Here is an 18,386-nt window from a genome sequence, read left to right as displayed (position 1 = left end):
GCGCATTGTCATCACTCCCGCTTCATGAAGTCCCTGCGCCGTTTCGTGAACGGCAGCGAGGGCCTCCGTGCTGTACTGTTTTGCCGTTCTCTCCGTTGCCCCCTGGTTGCTCGGTCTTCGGCGCCCAGACACCTCCTGCTGCAGTTATGGCCAACTTTAAATCGTAGACCATGACGCAGGATAGCGAAGTGGCGCAACAACACCCCTGGCCGCTCCCGAGCGCCTGGTTCATCATCCGCCGAACTTCTCCATTCCTTCCCGGAGCGCCCATGTCCGAGTTCGCAGACGATGCCATGCGCCTGACGCCCTATTGGTGGGAGGGGCTGGAGCTGCTGCCGGATAAAGGGCGGCCGCTGCCCGATCGGGCGGAGGTGGTGGTGGTCGGGGCCGGCTATACCGGGCTGAATGCGGCGCTGCAGATCGCGCGCGGCGGGCGGCGAGTGCTGGTGATCGATGCCGAGGCGCCGGGCTGGGGCTGCAGCAGCCGCAATGGCGGGCAGGTCTCTTCCGGCCTCAAGCCCGATCGCGCCCGCCTGACCCAACGCTACGGCGCGGAGCGGGCGGCGGCGATCCTCGAGCTGGGCCGCGAGTCCCTGGCCTGGACCGGGCGCTTCATCGCTGAGGAGGGGATCGACTGCGCCTATCGGGTCTGCGGCAAGTTCCACGGCGCCCACTCGCGAGCCGCCTTCCAGCGCCTGCTGCGGCGCTACGGCGAGGGGCCGGAGCTGGATCGCGGCGAGATCCGAATCGTGCCGCGCGAAGAGCAGCGCGAGGAGATCGGTACCGACGCTTATCACGGTGGCCTGGTCTTCACCCGCCACGCCAGCCTGGACCCGGCGCGCTATCTGCGCGGACTGCTCGCCAAGGCACAGGCGGCCGGTGCCTCGGTGGTCGCGCCCTGCCGCCTGGAGGAATTGAAGCGCGAAGCCGGCGGCTGGCGGCTGCAGACCAGCACCGGCAGCCTGCAGGCCGAGGAGGTCGTGATGGCGACCAACGGCTACAGCGGCCCGGCCCAGCCCTGGCTGCGCCGGCGGGTCATTCCCATTGGCAGCTACATCATCGCCACCGAGCCGCTGGCCCCCGAAGTCATGCAGCGCCTGATGCCTCGGCAGCGCACGGTCACGGACAGCCGCAAGGTGGTCTACTACTATCGCAGCAGCCCCGATGGCCGACGCATCCTCTTCGGCGGGCGCGTCTCCCACGGGGAAACTGATGCGCACACCAGCGGGCGGCGGCTGCACCAGTCTATGACGGCGCTCTTTCCGGAGCTGCGCAAGACGCGCATCACTCACTCCTGGTCCGGCTTCGTCGCCTACAGCTTCGACGAACTGCCGCACATCGGCCGGCACGAAGGCCTGCACTATGCCATGGGCTATTGCGGCTCCGGCGTGGGACTTTCCGGCTATCTGGGCATGAAGCTGGGCCGGCAGGTGCTGAGAGAAAGCGACGGCGCCACGGCCCTGGACGGACTGGACTTCCCCACGCGGCCCCTCTATCACGGCCGCCCATGGTTCCTGCCTGTCGCGGTCTGGTACCACCGCACTCGCGATTCCCTCGGTTTCTGACGGAAGCTCTGCATGATCAACAAGATCCGCCGCTCGATCCCCGAGGCGGTCGAAGACATCAAGGACGGCGCGACGCTGCTCATCGGCGGCTTCGGCGAGGCCGGCAGCCCGATCGAGCTCATCCACGCCGTGATTGACCAGGGCGCGCGCGAGCTCACTGTGGTCAACAACAATGCCGGCAACGGTCAGGTGGGGCTCGCGGCACTGATTGCCGCCGGGCGCGTGCGCAAGGTGATTTGCAGTTACCCGCGCTCCTCCCACTCCCGGGTCTTCACCGAGCTCTACCGCGCCGGGAAGATCGAGCTGGAACTGGTTCCGCAAGGCACGCTGGCCGAGCGCATCCGCGCCGGCGGCGCCGGCATCCCGGCCTTCTACACCCCCACCTCGGTCGGCACGCCGCTGGCCGAGGGCAAGGAGGAGCGCGAATTCGACGGCCGGCGCTATGTGCTCGAACGCGGCCTGCGCGCCGACTTCGCGCTGGTGAAGGCCGAGCGTGCGGATCGCTTTGGCAACCTCGCCTACAACAAGGTGGCGCGGAACTTCGGGCCGATCATGTGCATGGCCGCCGAAACCGCCATCGTGCAGGTGCGCCGCCTGGTGGAACCGGGCGAGATCGATCCGGAGCAGGTGGTCACGCCGGGCGTCTTCGTGAAGCGCCTGGTCGAAGTGCCCGAGCCTCTGGTGGAGTCTGAACTGGTGGCGCAGGGAGCAAGCTATCCATGAGCGAAACGCAAGCAAAGCGCCTGGGACTGAGCCGCAAGCAGATGGCCTGGCGCGCGGCGCAGGATCTGCAGGACGGCGCGGTGGTGAACCTGGGCATTGGCATGCCGGAACTGGTCGCCAGCTACGTGCCCGACGGGCGTGAACTGCTCTACCACAGCGAAAACGGCCTGCTGGGCTTCGGCCCCCCGCCCCCGGCCGGCCAGGAAGACCCAGAGCTGATCAATGCCGGCAAGAAGCCGGTCACTCTGCTGCCCGGTGCCTCTTTCTTCCACCATGCCGACAGCTTTGCCATGATCCGTGGCGGGCACATCGACGTTTGCATCCTGGGGGCCATGCAGGTGGCTGCCAACGGCGACATAGCCAACTGGTCCACCGGGGCTGCCGATGCCGTGCCGGCAGTGGGCGGGGCGATGGACCTGGTGGCCGGCGCGCGCGCCATCTGGGTGCTGAGCGAGCATACCACCCGCGACGGGGCGCCCAAGCTGGTGGAGCAGTGCAGCTATCCGCTGACGGGCCAGGGCGTGGTGCGCCGCATCTACAGCAACCTGGGACTGATCGAGGTCAGCGAGACTGGCTTCCGCCTGCTGGAGATCGCACCCGGCATTTCCGTGGAAGAACTCCGCGCCCTGACCGGAGCACCGCTCGAGGTGCCCGACAGTCTGCCGCAGATCGACGCGCCGGAACTCTGACCGGCGCCGAAGCACGCCATCGAACGAAAAAGCCTCCGGGAACCGCAGCCCCCGGAGGCTTATTCGTAGCTGTCGCCAGACTCAGTGCGCGAGCACGGCCAGCAACAGCAGGGCGACCACGTTGGTGATCTTGATCATCGGATTGACCGCAGGGCCTGCGGTGTCCTTGTAGGGATCACCCACCGTATCGCCGGTCACCGCGGCCTTGTGGGCTTCGGAGCCCTTGCCGCCGTGATGACCGTCCTCGATGTACTTCTTGGCGTTATCCCAGGCCCCGCCACCGGCGGTCATGGAAATCGCCACGAAGAGTCCGGTGACGATCACGCCCAGGAGCATGGCGCCCACCGATGACAGTGCGGCTGACGTGCCGGCAATCGCCCACATGATCAGGAAGAGCACGATGGGCGAGAGCACCGGGAGCATGGAGGGAATCACCATCTCCTTGATCGCCGCCTTGGTCAGCATGTCGACACAGCGGCCGTACTCCGGCTTGGCCGTGCCTTCCATGATGCCCGGGATTTCCCGGAACTGACGACGCACCTCCTCGACCACCGCACCGCCGGCCCGGCCGACCGCCTGCATGCCCATGGACCCGAAGAGGAAGGGCAGCAGACCGCCGATGAACAGACCCACCACCACCCAGGGATTGGAGAGGCTGAAGTTCACCTCGACCCCCTGGAAGAAGGGATAGTCGGCTGCATTCTGGCTGAAGAAGGCCAGATCCTCGGTGTAGGCCGTGAAGAGCACCAGCGCCCCGAGACCGGCGGAGCCGATGGCGTAGCCCTTGGTCACGGCCTTGGTGGTATTGCCCACAGCATCGAGCGCATCGGTGGTTTCTCGAACCGACGCTTCCAGGTCGGCCATTTCGGCAATCCCGCCGGCATTGTCCGTCACCGGTCCATAGGCATCGAGCGCCACGACCATGCCCGCCAACGCCAGCATGGTGGTCACGGCAATGGCGATGCCGAAGAGGCCGGCAAGGAGGTAGGTCACGATGATGCCGGCGACGATGATCAGCGCCGGCAGAGCCGTCGCCTCCAGCGAGACCGCAAGCCCCTGGATCACGTTGGTGGCGTGCCCGGTCTCTGACGACTTGGCCACAGAGCGCACGGGCCGGTACTCGGTGCTGGTGTAGTATTCGGTCACCACAATGATGAGACCGGTTACCACCAGCCCGGCAATGCCGCAGAAATAGAGACTCCAACCGGTGAAACTGCGCCCGGCCACTTCGTAGCTGGTGCCCAGCCCGACCAACAATGCCGTGGCCGGAAGCAGCAGCACGAGTGAGATCACCGCAGTTGCGATGAAGCCCTTGTAGAGCGCGCCCATGATGTTGTTGCTGGAGCCCAGCTTGACGAAGAAGGTCCCGGCGATGGACGCCAGAATGCAGACCGCACCAATCATCAGCGGATAGAGGAAGATGCCGGTTTCGGCACCGAAGTAGATCGAAGCCAGCACCATGGTCGCGACCACGGTCACCGCGTAGGTCTCGAAGAGATCGGCGGCCATGCCGGCGCAGTCGCCGACGTTGTCGCCCACGTTGTCGGCAATCACGGCCGGGTTACGGGGGTCATCCTCGGGGATGCCGGCCTCAACCTTGCCCACGAGATCGGCGCCTACATCTGCACCCTTGGTGAAGATGCCGCCGCCGAGTCGGGCAAAGATGGAGATGAGCGAGGCACCGAAGCCGAGCGCGACAAGACCGTCGATGATGGCGCGCCCCTCGGCGCCCAGGGCCAGCAGCAGGACGTAGTAGCCAGCCACGGACAGCAGCGCGAGACCCGCCACCAGCAGGCCGGTCACCGCGCCCGAGCGGAAGGAAATGGCCAGCCCCTGTGCCAGTCCCTGACGGGCCGCCTCGGTGGTACGCACATTGGCGCGCACCGAGACGTACATGCCGATGTAGCCGGCTGCGCCGGAGAGCACCGCGCCGATCACGAAGCCGAGCGCGACCTCGATGGACAGCAGAAGTGCGATCACCACAAAGAGCACCGCGCCGACGATTGCGATGGTGCGATATTGGCGGTTCAGGTAAGCGCGGGCGCCTTCCTGGATGGCTGCGGCGATCTCCTGCATGCGTTGGGTGCCGGCGCTGGCCGACAGAACGGAACGAGACGCCCAAACCCCGTAGGCCACACCGATGAGGCCACACAGGATGACAAACGTGAGAACCATGCCCCCTCCCTAGTTTCATGCTTATTGCGCCGGCTTGCGACTTCTGGATCTGGGTCCAACCGGCAGGAACAACTGCGAGAGCTTTGTGTCTCCGGAGCCCCGGGACAGGGAAACGATGGCAGAAGCCTTCACGGGCCGCAACATCGATTATGGTATCTTTCCGGGCACTTGCCGCCGCACGAGCGTCCAGGCTTGACGCCGGGCCCTGCCAGACTAGGCTCCGCAGGCCGTCACGCAGACGGCCATTGCTAGGGATCGACGATGGCGGAAGAGACGGCCCAGCCCACACACAGCGGCGCAGCAGAACACGCGAATCGGCGCCTTGAAGGACGGGTCGCGGTTGTGACCGGGGCCTCGCGCGGATTGGGGCACGCGCTCGCGGCCTGCCTTGCTGCGGAAGGCGCGCAGTGCGTGCTGATCGGCCGCACAGTGGGTGCGCTCGAGGAACTGGACGACGAAATCTGTGCCGCCGGCGGGCGCAAGCCCCTGCTGGTGCCATTCGACTTGCGCCAGGGCGAAGCGATCGACGCCCTGGGCGGAGCGCTGAACGAACGCTACGGCACGGTTGACCTGCTCATCGGCGCAGCCGCCAGCCTGGGCACACTCTCGCCGGTCGGCCACTTCAAACCCTCGATCTGGGACGACACCCTGAAGGTCAACTTGACCGCCAATTGGCGCCTGCTGCGCAGTCTCGATCCGCTGCTGCGTCAGGGCGGCGGCGGTCAGGCCACCTTCATCACCTGCCCGCGCCCCGCCGAGGGGGAGGCCTTCTGGGGCCTCTACAATGCCGGCAAGGCCGCCCTGGAAGAATTGGTGCGCAGCTATGCCGCCGAGAATCGCAAGTTCGGCGTGCGCGCCAATCTTCTGATGCCCGGGCCGTTTCGCAGCGGCCTGCGCACCCAGGCCTTCCCCGGCGAGCCGGCCGAAAGCCTGCCGACGCCTGAGGCGATGGCCCGGGCTTGCCTGCCGCATCTGCTCCCGGATGCCCAGGACAACGGCAAAATCATACCTGTATCCGCTACTTAACCACTATTCTTAAAGCAAACTCGGAGGAACTGAATATGAGCATCGAACGCATCGAGGTCGGCAAGCGCATGAGCCAGGCCGTCGTACACGACAACACCGTCTATCTCGCCGGCCAGGTCGCGCATCAGAACGCCGGCAAGTCCGTAGCCGAGCAGACTCAGGAGATCCTGGAAAACATCGATCGACTGCTGGCAGAGGCGGGGACCGACAAGACCCGCTTGCTGTCGGCGCAGATCTGGCTCTCCGAGATCAGCAGCTTCAACGAGATGAACGAGGTCTGGGACGCCTGGGTCGCCGAAGGCAACGCCCCGGCCCGCGCCTGCGTCGAGTCGCGCCTGGCAGCGCCCAAGTTCACCGTCGAGATCATGGTGATTGCGGCGAAGTAATCGCGACCGGAGTCGGAAACGGCCTCCGGCAGTCGATCAAGCTGCTGGAGGCCACCTCCACCGCACTACCGGTTCCAAGTTCGGAACCCACTTCCCTTCCGTGTCGTTTGCCCGGTAACTCCTGACCGACGCGGCCTGTATGCCGCATGAGAAGACAGGGAGAACCGACTATGCGAACGACCGTTTTTGCCGCCTGCGGGGCGGTTCCCGCTCTGACGCTGCCTTCTGCTGCCGCCGTGGCCGCCGAGGAGGCCAGTGCCCGTTTCATCGACCGTGAGAGAGAAGAGATCGGCGAGGCCCGGCTGACGGAAGGGCCCAGGGGTGTGCTGATCCAGCTGCAAATCGAAGGCCTGCCGGCGGGGCCGCACGGCCTGCACCTGCATGCCAATGGCACCTGCGAGGATCACGACGAGGGCTTCCAGGCTTCCGGGAGCCACATCAACCCCGAGGAGCGCCCGCACGGGCTGCTCAATCCCGACGGCCCCGATCACGGTGATCTGCCCAACATTGGCGGAGCCGGCGACCGCATCGCCTGCGCCGTGGTCGAAGCAGCCTCCTGATTCCGGTCAGACAGCCAGGGCGATCAGCCAAGCCAGTGTAAAGAGCAGCACGGCCGCCAGGGCATAGGCGAGTTGTGCTGCGCTGCCCAAGGGAACGCGCGGGCCGATCTGGGCCAGAAGGAAGCCTCCGCCGGCACCCGCGGCGAAGCCGGTGACGTGCGCCAGCACATCGGTGCGCTCCCCACCGACACCCAGGTAGGCCAGCAGCATGGCGCCCGCGGCAAAGGGCAGCCAGCGGCGCAGGCCGCGGAAGCGCGCCGGTGCCTGGTGCCGCCAGGACAGGGCACAAAGCAGACCCAGCGCGGCAAAGACTGCGGTGGAGGCGCCGATGGAGGTCTGCTCATTGGACCGCAAAACCGCCGCCAGCAGATTGCCCACAGCACCGCTCACCAATATCGCCAGCCAGGCCAGCCCCCCGCCCAACAGCTGTGCGAGCAGGAAGCCGAAGAAGCCGCCCAGCGCCAGATTGCCCAGGAGGTGCGTGCCATCTCCGTGAAGCCCCAGGGCCGTCGCCGTGCGCCAAAGCTGCCCATCCAGGATCAAGCCCGCCTGCGCCGCGCCCGCAGACAGCCAGTCCAGGCCAAAGGCATCGCGCAAGGCCGCGCCGTGCAGGAAGAAGAGCACGCAGGCGTAGGCCAGCACTCCCAGCAAGGCCTCGCGACCGGGACGGATGGTGGGCGCAGCCGGGGTCTGGTGGCTGTTCTCCTTCACATAGGCCCCAATCTCGCGCTCAGCGGATGCGGCGTGGTGTGGCGCGACCGAAAGTGTGATCCATTCACCGTCGCGATGCAGCCGGCTGGTGATGCCCATGGCGGCCAGCACCAGGGCATAGCGCTCGGCCTCGCTGCGCCGACGGGAGCGGCGCACCACAACCCAAGGATCGCCCCACAGACCACCGCCCCAGGCCCCGCCACCGGGATTGCCGCCGAAATCGCTCACATGACCCCTTTCGCTTTGCCGGCCCGCTGCTCCACACTGGTGTCATCCTCTCATGACTCGGCCGGCGTCGGCCAGGAAAGGAGAAGCCGTCATGCCCGACGGTGCCGACCAGCACCCCCTCCAGGTCATCGAGCGCCTTTCCCAGGTGTCAGCTTCCGAGTGGGATGCCTGCGCCGGTGCGCGCTGCCCCTTCGTCTCCCATGCCTTTCTCTCCGCACTGGAGGAGACGGGCTGCGCCACAGCCGAGACTGGATGGCTGCCACAGCATTTGCTGGCGCGCGACTCCACGGGCCGCCTCGTCGGAGCGGTGCCGCTCTACCTCAAGAGCCATTCCTTCGGCGAGTATGTCTTCGACTGGGGGTGGGCCGATGCCTACGAACGCGCCGGCGGACGCTACTACCCCAAGCTCCAAGCCTGCGTGCCTTTCACGCCGGTCACCGGACCACGCCTGCTGGTTCACCCGGAGGCGGACCAGTCGCAGGTGCGCAGTCTGCTGATCGCCGGGCTGGAGGAGGTGGCGCGGCGTCACAGTGTGATCAGCCTGCACGTCACCTTTCCAGAGGAAGAGGAGTGGCATGCCCTGGGGGAAGGCGGCTTCCTGCAGCGCATTGGCCGGCAGTTCCACTGGCACAACGACAACTACGGCGGATTCGACGACTTCCTGTCTGCGCTGGTCTCCCGCAAGCGTAAGGCGATCCGCAAGGAGCGCGCCAAGGTCGCGGAACTAGGCCTGAGCTTCCGCGCCTTGACCGGCCCTGACATCCAGGAGCGGCACTGGGAGGCCTTCCACCGCTTCTATCTGGACACCGCCGACCGCAAGTGGGGTCAGCCCTATCTCACCCTCCCCTTCTTCCAGAGCCTGGGGGAACGCTTGGCGGAGCGCGTGGTGCTGATCGTGGCGGAGCGCGGCGACGAGCTTCTGGCCGGCGCACTCAATCTGGTGGGGGACGGCGTACTCTACGGCCGTAACTGGGGCTGCAACGAGGCGCACCGTTTCCTGCACTTCGAAACCTGCTACTACCAGACCATCGACTACGCCATCGCCCGGGGCCTGCGCCGCGTCGAAGCCGGAGCCCAGGGTGAGCACAAAGTACAGCGCGGCTACCTCGCCACGGAAACCCGGAGCGCGCACCTGATCCGCGATCCGGCCCTTGAGCGCGCCGTGGCCGATTACCTGCGCCGCGAGACCCGCCAGGTGCGCCAGGAGATCGAGCTGATCAACCGCCACCACAGCCCCTATCGCGGCCTCTCGGAGTAGACCGGGAGGCGGGCACTGGCCAAGCCTCCCTTGGGCAGGTATGCGGGGGGCCATGGCCAGTCTAGAGATTCACGAGGCGGCGGACGATCCGCAGAAGATCCTGCGTCGGGTGTTCGGCTTTTCCTCCTTTCGGGGATTGCAGGAGGCCGTGGTGGAGCAGGTCTGCGCCGGCGGGCATGCCCTGGTGGTGATGCCCACGGGCAGCGGCAAATCGCTCTGCTATCAGATTCCGGCCATCGCCCGTCCGGGCACCGCCATCGTGGTGTCGCCACTGATTGCCCTGATGCAGGACCAGGTGGCGGCGCTGCGGGAGCTGGGCGTGCGCGCAGCGACCTTGAATTCTGCCCAGGATGCCGAGCTGAGCCGCCAGGCGATAAGGGCCATGCAGCAGGAGGAGCTGGACCTGCTCTACGTGGCCCCGGAGCGGCTGCTGATGGACAGCTTCCTGGAGCTCCTGGACAACTGCCGCCTCAGTCTGTTCGCCATCGACGAGGCCCACTGCATCAGCGAGTGGGGGCACGATTTCCGTCCCGAGTACCATCGCCTGGGCCTGCTGGCCGAGCGCTTTCCCGCCATTCCTCGGGTTGCCTTGACCGCCACGGCCGATGCGCCGACGCGCAGGGACATCATCGACCGACTGGCGCTCCATGACGGGCGCGATTTCCTGGGCGGCTTCGACCGCCCGAACATTCGTTACGGGGTGCAGCCCAAGACCACCGCCCGGCGCCAGCTCTTGGACTTCGTCAAGGCCCAGGGCGGAGAAGCCGGCATCGTCTATTGCCTGTCGCGTGCCCGCACGGAGGAGGTGGCGAGCTGGCTGACGGATCAGGGCATCTCTGCCCTGCCCTACCACGCCGGCCTGGCCCCCGAGGTGCGCGCTCGCCACCAGGAACGATTTCTGAAGGAACCCGGCCTGACCATTGCGGCCACCATTGCCTTCGGCATGGGCATCGACAAGCCGGACGTTCGCTTTGTCGCCCACCTCGATCCGCCGCGCAGCCTGGAGGCCTACTATCAGGAAACCGGTCGCGCCGGGCGCGACGGCCTGCCCGCTGAGACACTGCTGCTGTTCGGGATGCAGGACATCGCCCAGCAACGCCGTATGATTGAGGAGAGCAACGCCCCCGACGCACGCAAGCGCCTTGAGCACCGCAAATTGGATGCGCTGCTGGGCTATGCCGAAACCACCCGCTGCCGGCGCCAGGTCCTGCTGGACTACTTCGGCGACAGCTGTGAGGCCTGCGGCAATTGCGACACCTGTCTCTCGCCGCCACAAACCTTCGACGGCACCGTCGCGGCGCAGAAGGCGCTGTCGACCATCTATCGCACCGGGCAGCGTTACGGCAGCGCCCATGTCATCGACGTGCTGCTGGGCAAAACCAGCGACAAGATCCGCGCGGCCGGTCATGACCAGCTCTCCACCTTTGGCATCGGCACCGATTTCGATGCCAAAGCCTGGCGCTCTATCCTGCGCCAACTGGCCAGCCTTGGGCTGCTGCACATCGATTTGGAAGGCTATGGCGCGCTGCGCCTGACGGAAAAGAGCCGACCGGTGCTGCGCGGCGAAGAGCAGGTGTCATTGCGCCGCGAAGTGGGCGCCCGCCGTAAAGCAACCGCCTCCGGCGGCAGCAGCGGTGCAGCGGCGGCAACGCTGGAAAGCGAAGCCGAGCGCTCGCTCTTCACGGCATTGCGTGCCAGGCGGCTGGAATTGGCGCGCGAGGTGAACCTGCCGCCCTACATGATCTTTCACGATTCGACCCTGGTGGCCATGGCTCAGAGCCGTCCAGGCAGCCGAGCGGCCCTCGGCCAGTTACCAGGTGTGGGGGAAAGCAAGCTCGAGCGCTATGGCGCGGCCTTCCTCGAAGTCATCGCACACGCGGATCAAGGCTGAGCAAAAAGCCGGAACACGGAAGCAAGTAGGGGGCGGGACAGGGGACCTCGTTGCCCCGCCCCCCGATCCCGGCCCTGGAACGGAGCCGCCGCCCCGAGCCATCGGGCTGCGATAGCTGGTTCTGGCCGCGGGCCGAGAGGTAACAACTGGGATCATTCTATCCCAACGCTGGCCCGGAAGATAGCAAAACGACTCGCCTCGGAGCGATTTCCATAACATGCGCTTGGCGGTTATACTGGCCCAGCAAACTGAAGGAGTCTGAGCCATGGCACATGACCTTCGGGCTGATTTCCACAGTCTCACCGCCGCGCTCCCGCCCTTATCCCGCCGCGGCTTCGTTATGACCGCAAGCGCTGCAGTCGGCTTCGCCGCCGCAGCAGGCCCGGTGTCTGCTGAGACGGTGATCAAGACCGATACGGACGGACTGGAGGCCGGCGACAGCGCCTTCACCGCAACGGACGGCACCGAAGTGCCGGTCTATTTCGCGCGGCCGGTCGACGATGATTCGGCACCGGTCATCCTGGTGATCCAGGAGATCTTTGGCGTGCACGAGCACATCAAGGATGTCTGTCGCCGCCTGGGCAAGGCGGGCTACTTCGCTGTGGCGCCGGAGCTTTACAACCGGCAGGGAGACCCCAGCGGCTATGACGACATCCAGACCCTGCTGAGCGAGGTGGTCTCGCAGGTGCCAGACGAACAGGTGATGTCCGATCTCGACGACTGCGTGGCCTGGGCAGCCGCAGAGGGTGGCGATACGGAGCGCCTTGGCATCACCGGCTTCTGCTGGGGCGGGCGCGTGACCTGGCTCTATGCCGCGCACAATCCCGATCTCTCGGCGGGCGTTGCCTGGTATGGACGCCTGGTGGGAGAGACCAGCGACACCACCCCGCAGCATCCAATCGACGTCGCAGCCGACCTGAATGCCCCTGTACTCGGCCTCTATGGCGGTGCCGACAGTGGCATTCCCGTGGACACAGTCGAGGAGATGCGCAGCGCGCTGGAAGAGGCGGAGCAAAGCTTTGAGATCGTTGTCTATCCCGACGCTCCGCACGCCTTCCATGCCGACTACCGCCCGAGCTATCGCGAAGCGCCCGCCCAGGACGGGTGGGAGCGCCTGCTGGCGTGGTTCGACCAGCATATCGCCGCCGCATAATCCCGACTCGCGCACCACAGCTGCAGGGCACGACTTCACCTCAAGCGCATTGATCCGTAGCGTCTCGACAGCCGGCGCTCAGGCATTAGACTGGCCCCCAATCGCCGGCATGGCCTGAAGAGCCATGCCGGCATCGCAACGATGTGCATGAGGGAGAGCGCCGGTGGCTCTGGTCCAGTACCTGACGAAGATCCAGTTCGATTTCGGGGCCTTGCAGCTCCTGGGCGACGAGTTGAAGGCCCTTGGGGTCAACCGTCCGCTCCTGGTCACAGACCCTGGGCTGGTAAAGCTCGGATTGGCCCAGAAGGCTCTGGACGCCCTGCCCCCGGAGATGACGGCGACGATCTTCGACCAGACCCCGGAGAACCCCACCGAGCAGGCAGTGAACGCTGCCCTTGAGGTCTATGCCGATGCAGGCTGCGATTCCGTGGTGGCTTTCGGCGGAGGCTCTTCCATCGACCTCGGCAAGGGCGTTGCCCTGATGGCCAACCACCTGCCGCCCATGGAGCGCTATGCCGCCATCCTGGGCGGTGCCGAACTCATCACCAAAGCCGTAGCGCCACTGATTGCCGTTCCGACCACCGCCGGCACGGGCAGCGAGGTGGGCCGCGGGGCGATCCTGACCCTCAACGACGGCCGCAAGCTAGGCTTCCTTTCGCCCCATATCATTCCACGGGTGGCGATCTGCGATCCCGAGCTCACGCTCGGCCTGCCGCCAGGCCTCACGGCCGCCACGGGCATGGATGCGATCACCCACTGCATCGAGACCTACCTCAGCCCGAAGGACAACCCGGTGGCCGAGGCCATCGCCCTGGACGGTCTGCGTCGCGGCATCCGCCACATCCGCCGCGCGGTGGCCGACGGCCAGGATCGCGAAGCCCGCCGCGAAATGCTCTGGTCGGCAGTCATGGGTGGCCTGACCTTCCAGAAGGGTCTGGGCGCGGTCCACGCCATGTCCCATCCCCTGGGCGGCATCCAGGACCCGCGCCTGCATCACGGCACGCTGAATGCCGTCATCCTGCCGGCCGTGCTGCGCTTCAACGCAGGGCACGTCGGCAACAAGTACGACGTCCTTGCCGAGACCATGGGCCTGCCCCCTGGCAGCAACCTTGCCGCGGCCATCGAAGACCTCAATCGCGAACTGGGCCTGCCGGCCAATCTGAAGGAAATGGGCGTGCCCAAGCACGTGCTGCCGAAGATGGTCGAGGGCGCACTTGCCGACCACAGCAACGCCAGCAACCCGCGCCAGGCGACCCGCGAAGACTACGAGGCGCTCTTTGCCGAAGTCTACGGCTGAGCCCGACACTTCCAGATTCTAAACCCAAATAGGAGACGCGCTTAATGCTGTTGATCGGACGCGATCTTTCCCCCTTCGTGCGCCGCTGTGCCGTGACCCTTGACCTCTACGGCATGCCCTATGAGCGGGCAGAGCTGTCCACGGCCACGGATCTCGAAGCGATCCGCCAGCACAATCGCCTGGCGCGCGTCCCGGCCCTGGCGCTGGACGACGGCGAAACCTTGATCGACAGCACCGCGATACTGGACCATCTGGATGAGCAGGCGGGGGATAAGCGCCTGACGCCGGCCAGCGGCGCCGAGCGTCGTGTCGTGCTCCGTGCCGTCTTCCATGCCATGGGAGCCGCGGAGAAAACCATTCTGATCGCCTATGAGCGCAATCCGGCGATGCGCGATGAGGCGCACATCAGCGAGAAATGGATCGAGCGTCTGTCGGGTCAGGTCCGCGGCGGCTTGGCAGCGCTGGAAGCGATGCTGGAGAATGGCGACCATCTGGTCGGCGGCCGCATGACCCAGGCAGATGTGACCACCGCCATCGTCTACGACTTTATCGGTTTCATGGTGCCGGCCCTGGTCGAGGAGAAGTCTTTCCCCAAGCTGGCGGCCTTGACTGCTCGGATGTCCGAACTGCCGCCGATGCAGGCAACCTCGCTGGACAAGTACCGCAAGTCCTGACGTCCGCTCAGTCGATGGACAAGTACCGCAAGTCCTGACGTCCACTCAGTCGATCAACGAAAAAGGCCACAGCGTCCAACGGTCGCTGTGGCCTTTCGCTTGAGCGATATGAGGGAGCGCAGATCGGCTCCACCCGCCCCCGGTGACGATCAGTTCTGCTGCACCAGGGTATAATCGAAACGGTTGCCGGCGCCGACTTCGATGGTGTGAGTCAACTGGCGACCACCATAGTCGGCCGTAACGAAGTACCAACCCGCCGGCAGAACCAGATAGGGGTTGGCGCCGCTGACCTGATGGAGCACGTGACGCTTGCCCTCGGTATCACGGCCATAGGTGTGGATCTTCCAGTCGATGGCATCCTTGAGCGCGGGGCGCCCGATGCCCGGAATCACGCTCAAGGTGATCTCACCGGCATTCAGGTTGACCGTGTGCGCGATTTCGCCGCGCCCGCGCACCTGCACGACCTCCTGCTTTAGCATCGCGCCGTAAGCCGTGGTCAGCAGATAGTCCCCGCTGGGCACGCTGAATTCAGCGATGCCGCCCGAGCTTTCCGCAGCAAGGTCCGCCTCACCGCCGCCGCCCAAGGTGTGAAGGGTGAAGGAGACATTCTCCGGAATTTCGGCTGCCCCTTCATTGATGATGGCGCGCACAAGAAACGCATCGTCCGTGCGCGCCGCGGTCTGTGTGTCACCGCTAGCTTCCGCCGTCATCGTCGTCAGCGCAATGACCGCGCCGACAGCAGCGCCGGCGAGCGACCTCGATCGAAGCATACCCGAGCCCCCTTTTTAGCAGTGCATCCTAGGTACAATGCCTGCGAATCCGGCGCAATGGCTTATCGACATTCCGCGGCAGGCCGCCGCAAGCACCGGATCGAACGAATTGCGCCCGAGAGAACCGCTCAAACGGATCTCTCGGGCGCCTGCATCTGCTTGAAGGCTAGGTCCCGGACCGGGCTGGTCCAGGCACCATCAGGCTTAGAACAGCCCTTCGATCCGGCCCTCTGAATCCAGATGAATGGAGTTTGCTGCCGGAACCCGCGGCAGACCCGGCATGGTCATGATGTCACCGCAGATGGCGACCACGAACTCCGCACCGGCCGAGAGCCGCACCTCACGCACCGTCAGCGAGTGATGCGCTGGGGCCCCCTTGAGGTTGGGGTCGGTGGAGAAGGAGTACTGGGTCTTGGCCATGCAGATTGGCAGATGACCGTAGCCCGTCTCCTGCAGTTCGCGGATGCGGTTGCGCACGCTCTTGTCCGCCTGCACTTCCGAAGCCCCATAGAGGTTCGTGGCGATGGTTTCGATCTTGTCCCACAGCGGCATGTCGTCGTCGTAGAGCGGGGCGAACTGGTCGGTGCCGCTTTCCACCAGGGCTACGACCTTCTGCGCCAGTTCCTCGGTGCCCTTGGAGCCCTCGGCCCAATGGGAGCAGACCACCGCCTCGGACCCGAGTTCCTTGACCACCTGGCGCACCACTTCCATCTCCGCGTCCGTATCAGTGATGAAACGGTTGATCGCCACCACCGCCGGAACGCCGAAGGACTTCACATTGCGCAGGTGCCGCGCCAGGTTGCTGCAGCCCTTCTTGACGGCCTCGACGTTCTCCTTGCCCAGGTCTTCCTTGGCCACGCCACCGTGCATCTTGAGCGCGCGGATGGTGGCAACGACCACCGCCGCGTTTGGCTTCAGGCCTGCCTTGCGGCACTTGATATCGAAGAACTTCTCCGCACCCAAGTCGGCGCCGAAGCCGGCTTCGGTCACCACATAGTCGGCAAGCTTCAGGGCCGTCTGCGTGGCAATCACGGAGTTACAGCCGTGGGCGATGTTGGCAAAGGGGCCGCCGTGAATGAAGGCCGGGTTGCCTTCCAGCGTCTGCACCAGGTTCGGGGAAATGGCATCCTTGAGCAGCACTGCCATCGATCCCGGTGCCTTCAGATCGCGGGCCAGGATCGGCTTGCGATCCCGGGTGTAACCGACCACGATCTTGCCCAGGCGCTCGGTTAGATCCTCCAGATCGGTGGCCAGGCAGAAAATCGCCATGATCTCCGAGGCCACGACGATGTCGAAGCCATCTTCGCGTGGGAAACCGTTGGGGGTGCCGCCGAGCGAGGTCACGATGGAGCGCAGGGCCCGGTCGTTCATGTCCATCACCCGGCGCCAAGAGACGCGTCGGCTGTCGAAGCCGAGCTCATTGCCCCAGTAGATGTGATTGTCGATCAGCGCCGCGAGCAGATTGTGGGCGATGCCGATGGCGTGGAAATCACCGGTGAAGTGGAGGTTGATGTCCTCCATGGGCACGACCTGGGCGTAACCGCCACCGGCCGCGCCACCCTTCATGCCAAAGCAGGGGCCAAGGGAGGGTTCGCGCAGGCAGACGGCCGCGCGCTTGCCGATGCGGTTGAGGCCGTCGCCCAGGCCCACGCTGGTGGTGGTCTTGCCTTCGCCTGCCGGCGTCGGCGTGATCGCCGTCACCAGCACCAGCTTGCCGTTGGGCCGGTCGGCGAGGCCCTTGATGAAGTCGAAGGAGACCTTCCCCTTGTAGGGGCCGTACTGCAGGATCGCGTCCTGCGGAATGTCGAGCTTGGCGCCGATCTCGGCGATGGGCTGCAGCGTCGCTTCGCGGGCTATCTCGATATCGCTCTTGGGCATCAGACCTTAATCCCTTGTTTTCCCGGCCACCGCGGCAGAATCCCGACGGTGAACCCGGACGCTAACCGCCCCCTGCAACCTGCACAGTCCAAGGACCGACGGGCAGGACGCGAAAAGCGCCATGACGGAACTCGACTACTCGGCAGCCTGCACGGCCTCTTCGCGCAGTCTCTGCGGGCGCGGCAGCAGCAGGGCGGCGGCCACGACGCCCAGCGCACAGAACGTCAAAACGACATAGAGCCGATCAAAGCCGGCGTCAGGACTGTATCCCCAGGCCGCCAGAGGCACGGCCGTGGCGCTGACACCCAAGGAGAGCACGTACTTGACGCTGTAGACGCGCGCACGCCAGTGGGCCGCTGCGTAGCGGGCGACGATTGCGTCCTGGATCGGGATGACGCCGAAGGTCGCGATCATGAGGACCAGCGCCACCGCCATGGCTGCCCAGGCATCACTGATCAGCAGCAATAGCAGCAGGGGCACCTGCACGCCGCCTAGCAAGAGCATCAACACACGCGGCGAATAGCGATCGGCCGCAGGTCCGGTCACGAGCTGTGTCATGGAAGCACCGGCGAAGATCAGCGAGGCAAGGCCCGCCGCACCAATCAGACCGCCCAGGTCCGGTGCCGCGAAGTTGGCCTCCACGATCTTCGGCATGACGATGGTCAGGACGGCAAAGATCACCCCGCCCAGCAGCGAGGAAATGGCCAGATAGCTGAAAACGCGGATCAGCAGCTCGCGCCCCGGTGCAGCGCCCTCGGTCACTGCCGGGCGACGGCGCTTCACCACCGCCACCTCATCGGGAACCAAGAGGAGGAAAGCCAGTCCCGTGATGATCGCCAGGGCACCCGGCACAATGAACGCAGCCTGCCACCCCAGCCAGACGGTGAGCGCGCCGGTCAGGATTGGTGCCGCGGCCACACCCATGTTGCCCCAGACCCCATTGATGCCGAGCAGGCGCCCTACCTTCTCCTGGCTTTCTGCCACCATGGCGATGCCCACGGGGTGATAGATGGCGGCAAAGGCACCCATACAGAATAGGCCCGCGGCTAGGTGCCAGGTGCTGCTGGCCGTCGCCGTGAAGACGGACGAAGCACCCAGGCCCAGGAACATCAGCGCCATCATGTTGCGCCGGCTCCAGACATCGCCGAGCCAGCCGGCCGGCAAGGTGAACGCCGCGAAGGCAATGAACCCCGCCGTGGCAGGCATCAGCAGGTCGCCGTAGAAGCCCTCCCCGCTCAGTTCCAGTGCCACCGCCACCGTGGGGTAGATCAGCATGAAGAAGTGGTCATAGGCGTGGCCGACATTGAGGAAGAGAAAACGAAGACGCGGGGCAGACATTGAGCACTCCACTGGCGACCGGCCAAACGGGCCGGCAGGCGATAGACTGGTAATCCGTGCAGGA

The 18,386-nt window shown here is 65.8% G+C and carries 16 protein-coding genes; 11 read left to right on the top strand and 5 right to left on the bottom strand.

The window, feature by feature from the left end:
- Positions 1-269: 269 nt before the first annotated feature.
- The 3 genes from P2G67_RS13940 to P2G67_RS13930 are packed head-to-tail and all read left to right on the top strand — an operon-like array spanning position 270 to position 2,977.
- Positions 270-1,565 (top strand): NAD(P)/FAD-dependent oxidoreductase, encoded by a 1,296-nt coding sequence (locus P2G67_RS13940; protein WP_275823852.1) that lies wholly within the window; start codon positions 270-272, stop codon positions 1,563-1,565.
- Between the two features lie 12 nt (positions 1,566-1,577).
- Complete coding sequence (locus P2G67_RS13935) at positions 1,578-2,288, top strand: 3-oxoacid CoA-transferase subunit A (protein ID WP_275823851.1); 711 nt, start codon at positions 1,578-1,580, stop codon at positions 2,286-2,288.
- On the top strand, positions 2,285-2,977 hold the full coding sequence (locus P2G67_RS13930) for a 3-oxoacid CoA-transferase subunit B (protein WP_275823850.1): 693 nt from the start codon (positions 2,285-2,287) through the stop codon (positions 2,975-2,977). The genes P2G67_RS13935 and P2G67_RS13930 overlap by 4 nt, the downstream gene beginning before the upstream one ends.
- An 81-nt stretch (positions 2,978-3,058) precedes the next feature.
- Here the strand turns inward: P2G67_RS13930 and P2G67_RS13925 are convergent, their stop codons facing one another.
- Positions 3,059-5,152 (bottom strand): sodium-translocating pyrophosphatase, encoded by a 2,094-nt coding sequence (locus P2G67_RS13925; protein ID WP_275823849.1) that lies wholly within the window; start codon positions 5,150-5,152, stop codon positions 3,059-3,061.
- Between the two features lie 261 nt (positions 5,153-5,413).
- On the opposite strand from P2G67_RS13925, the gene P2G67_RS13920 reads away from it, so the two are divergent.
- The 3 genes from P2G67_RS13920 (at position 5,414) to P2G67_RS13910 (ending at position 7,124) form a co-directional block, all read left to right on the top strand.
- Complete coding sequence (locus tag P2G67_RS13920; RefSeq protein ID WP_275823848.1) at positions 5,414-6,178, top strand: SDR family NAD(P)-dependent oxidoreductase; 765 nt, start codon at positions 5,414-5,416, stop codon at positions 6,176-6,178.
- Between the two features lie 35 nt (positions 6,179-6,213).
- Positions 6,214-6,564: a RidA family protein gene (locus P2G67_RS13915; RefSeq protein WP_275823847.1), complete on the top strand. Its 351-nt coding sequence runs from the start codon at positions 6,214-6,216 to the stop codon at positions 6,562-6,564.
- Positions 6,565-6,734: 170 nt separating this feature from the next.
- The gene (locus tag P2G67_RS13910) at positions 6,735-7,124 is read left to right on the top strand and encodes a superoxide dismutase family protein (protein ID WP_275823846.1); all 390 of its coding nucleotides are present in this window, start codon (positions 6,735-6,737) and stop codon (positions 7,122-7,124) included.
- Between the two features lie 6 nt (positions 7,125-7,130).
- Here P2G67_RS13910 and P2G67_RS13905 read toward each other — a convergent pair whose 3' ends face one another.
- Positions 7,131-8,063, bottom strand: coding sequence for a rhomboid family intramembrane serine protease (locus P2G67_RS13905; protein WP_275823845.1), 933 nt, complete (start codon positions 8,061-8,063; stop codon positions 7,131-7,133).
- Positions 8,064-8,154: 91 nt separating this feature from the next.
- On the opposite strand from P2G67_RS13905, the gene P2G67_RS13900 reads away from it, so the two are divergent.
- The 5 genes from P2G67_RS13900 (at position 8,155) to P2G67_RS13880 (ending at position 14,336) form a co-directional block, all read left to right on the top strand.
- The gene (locus tag P2G67_RS13900; RefSeq protein ID WP_275823844.1) at positions 8,155-9,321 is read left to right on the top strand and encodes a GNAT family N-acetyltransferase; all 1,167 of its coding nucleotides are present in this window, start codon (positions 8,155-8,157) and stop codon (positions 9,319-9,321) included.
- 52 nt (positions 9,322-9,373) lie between these two features.
- Positions 9,374-11,212, top strand: a complete 1,839-nt coding sequence (recQ, locus tag P2G67_RS13895; RefSeq protein ID WP_275823843.1) for a DNA helicase RecQ — start codon at positions 9,374-9,376, stop codon at positions 11,210-11,212.
- A gap of 265 nt (positions 11,213-11,477) precedes the next feature.
- Complete coding sequence (locus P2G67_RS13890) at positions 11,478-12,365, top strand: dienelactone hydrolase family protein (RefSeq protein WP_275823842.1); 888 nt, start codon at positions 11,478-11,480, stop codon at positions 12,363-12,365.
- A 163-nt stretch (positions 12,366-12,528) separates the two neighbouring features.
- The gene (gbd, locus tag P2G67_RS13885; protein WP_275823841.1) at positions 12,529-13,662 is read left to right on the top strand and encodes a 4-hydroxybutyrate dehydrogenase; all 1,134 of its coding nucleotides are present in this window, start codon (positions 12,529-12,531) and stop codon (positions 13,660-13,662) included.
- Between the two features lie 44 nt (positions 13,663-13,706).
- Positions 13,707-14,336, top strand: coding sequence for a glutathione S-transferase family protein (locus P2G67_RS13880; protein ID WP_275823840.1), 630 nt, complete (start codon positions 13,707-13,709; stop codon positions 14,334-14,336).
- A 149-nt stretch (positions 14,337-14,485) separates the two neighbouring features.
- On the opposite strand, the gene P2G67_RS13875 is transcribed toward P2G67_RS13880, so the two are convergent.
- The 3 genes from P2G67_RS13875 to P2G67_RS13865 form a co-directional block, all read right to left on the bottom strand.
- Positions 14,486-15,106, bottom strand: a complete 621-nt coding sequence (locus P2G67_RS13875; protein WP_275823839.1) for a hypothetical protein — start codon at positions 15,104-15,106, stop codon at positions 14,486-14,488.
- A 204-nt stretch (positions 15,107-15,310) separates the two neighbouring features.
- The gene (locus tag P2G67_RS13870; protein WP_275823838.1) at positions 15,311-16,984 is read right to left on the bottom strand and encodes a formate--tetrahydrofolate ligase; all 1,674 of its coding nucleotides are present in this window, start codon (positions 16,982-16,984) and stop codon (positions 15,311-15,313) included.
- A 135-nt stretch (positions 16,985-17,119) separates the two neighbouring features.
- On the bottom strand, positions 17,120-18,322 hold the full coding sequence (locus P2G67_RS13865) for an MFS transporter (protein WP_275823837.1): 1,203 nt from the start codon (positions 18,320-18,322) through the stop codon (positions 17,120-17,122).
- Between the last annotated feature and the right edge of the window lie 64 nt (positions 18,323-18,386).

The sequence above is a fragment of the Aquibaculum arenosum genome, from assembly GCF_029222965.1.
Classification (GTDB): domain Bacteria; phylum Pseudomonadota; class Alphaproteobacteria; order Kiloniellales; family DSM-21159; genus Aquibaculum; species Aquibaculum arenosum.
This window is presented reverse-complemented; position numbering and strand designations above follow the sequence as displayed.

Excerpts from the sequence above, each read along its gene's own strand:
- P2G67_RS13940 (WP_275823852.1), top strand. The coding sequence starts at position 270 with ATGTCCGAGTTCGCAGACGATGCCATGCGCCTGACGCCCTATTGGTGG.
- P2G67_RS13935 (WP_275823851.1), top strand. The coding sequence starts at position 1,578 with ATGATCAACAAGATCCGCCGCTCGATCCCCGAGGCGGTCGAAGACATC.
- P2G67_RS13930 (WP_275823850.1), top strand. The coding sequence starts at position 2,285 with ATGAGCGAAACGCAAGCAAAGCGCCTGGGACTGAGCCGCAAGCAGATG.
- P2G67_RS13925 (WP_275823849.1), bottom strand. The coding sequence starts at position 5,152 with ATGGTTCTCACGTTTGTCATCCTGTGTGGCCTCATCGGTGTGGCCTAC.
- P2G67_RS13920 (WP_275823848.1), top strand. The coding sequence starts at position 5,414 with ATGGCGGAAGAGACGGCCCAGCCCACACACAGCGGCGCAGCAGAACAC.
- P2G67_RS13915 (WP_275823847.1), top strand. The coding sequence starts at position 6,214 with ATGAGCATCGAACGCATCGAGGTCGGCAAGCGCATGAGCCAGGCCGTC.
- P2G67_RS13910 (WP_275823846.1), top strand. The coding sequence starts at position 6,735 with ATGCGAACGACCGTTTTTGCCGCCTGCGGGGCGGTTCCCGCTCTGACG.
- P2G67_RS13900 (WP_275823844.1), top strand. The coding sequence starts at position 8,155 with ATGCCCGACGGTGCCGACCAGCACCCCCTCCAGGTCATCGAGCGCCTT.
- recQ (WP_275823843.1), top strand. The coding sequence starts at position 9,374 with ATGGCCAGTCTAGAGATTCACGAGGCGGCGGACGATCCGCAGAAGATC.
- P2G67_RS13890 (WP_275823842.1), top strand. The coding sequence starts at position 11,478 with ATGGCACATGACCTTCGGGCTGATTTCCACAGTCTCACCGCCGCGCTC.
- P2G67_RS13880 (WP_275823840.1), top strand. The coding sequence starts at position 13,707 with ATGCTGTTGATCGGACGCGATCTTTCCCCCTTCGTGCGCCGCTGTGCC.
- P2G67_RS13875 (WP_275823839.1), bottom strand. The coding sequence starts at position 15,106 with ATGCTTCGATCGAGGTCGCTCGCCGGCGCTGCTGTCGGCGCGGTCATT.
- P2G67_RS13870 (WP_275823838.1), bottom strand. The coding sequence starts at position 16,984 with ATGCCCAAGAGCGATATCGAGATAGCCCGCGAAGCGACGCTGCAGCCC.
- P2G67_RS13865 (WP_275823837.1), bottom strand. The coding sequence starts at position 18,322 with ATGTCTGCCCCGCGTCTTCGTTTTCTCTTCCTCAATGTCGGCCACGCC.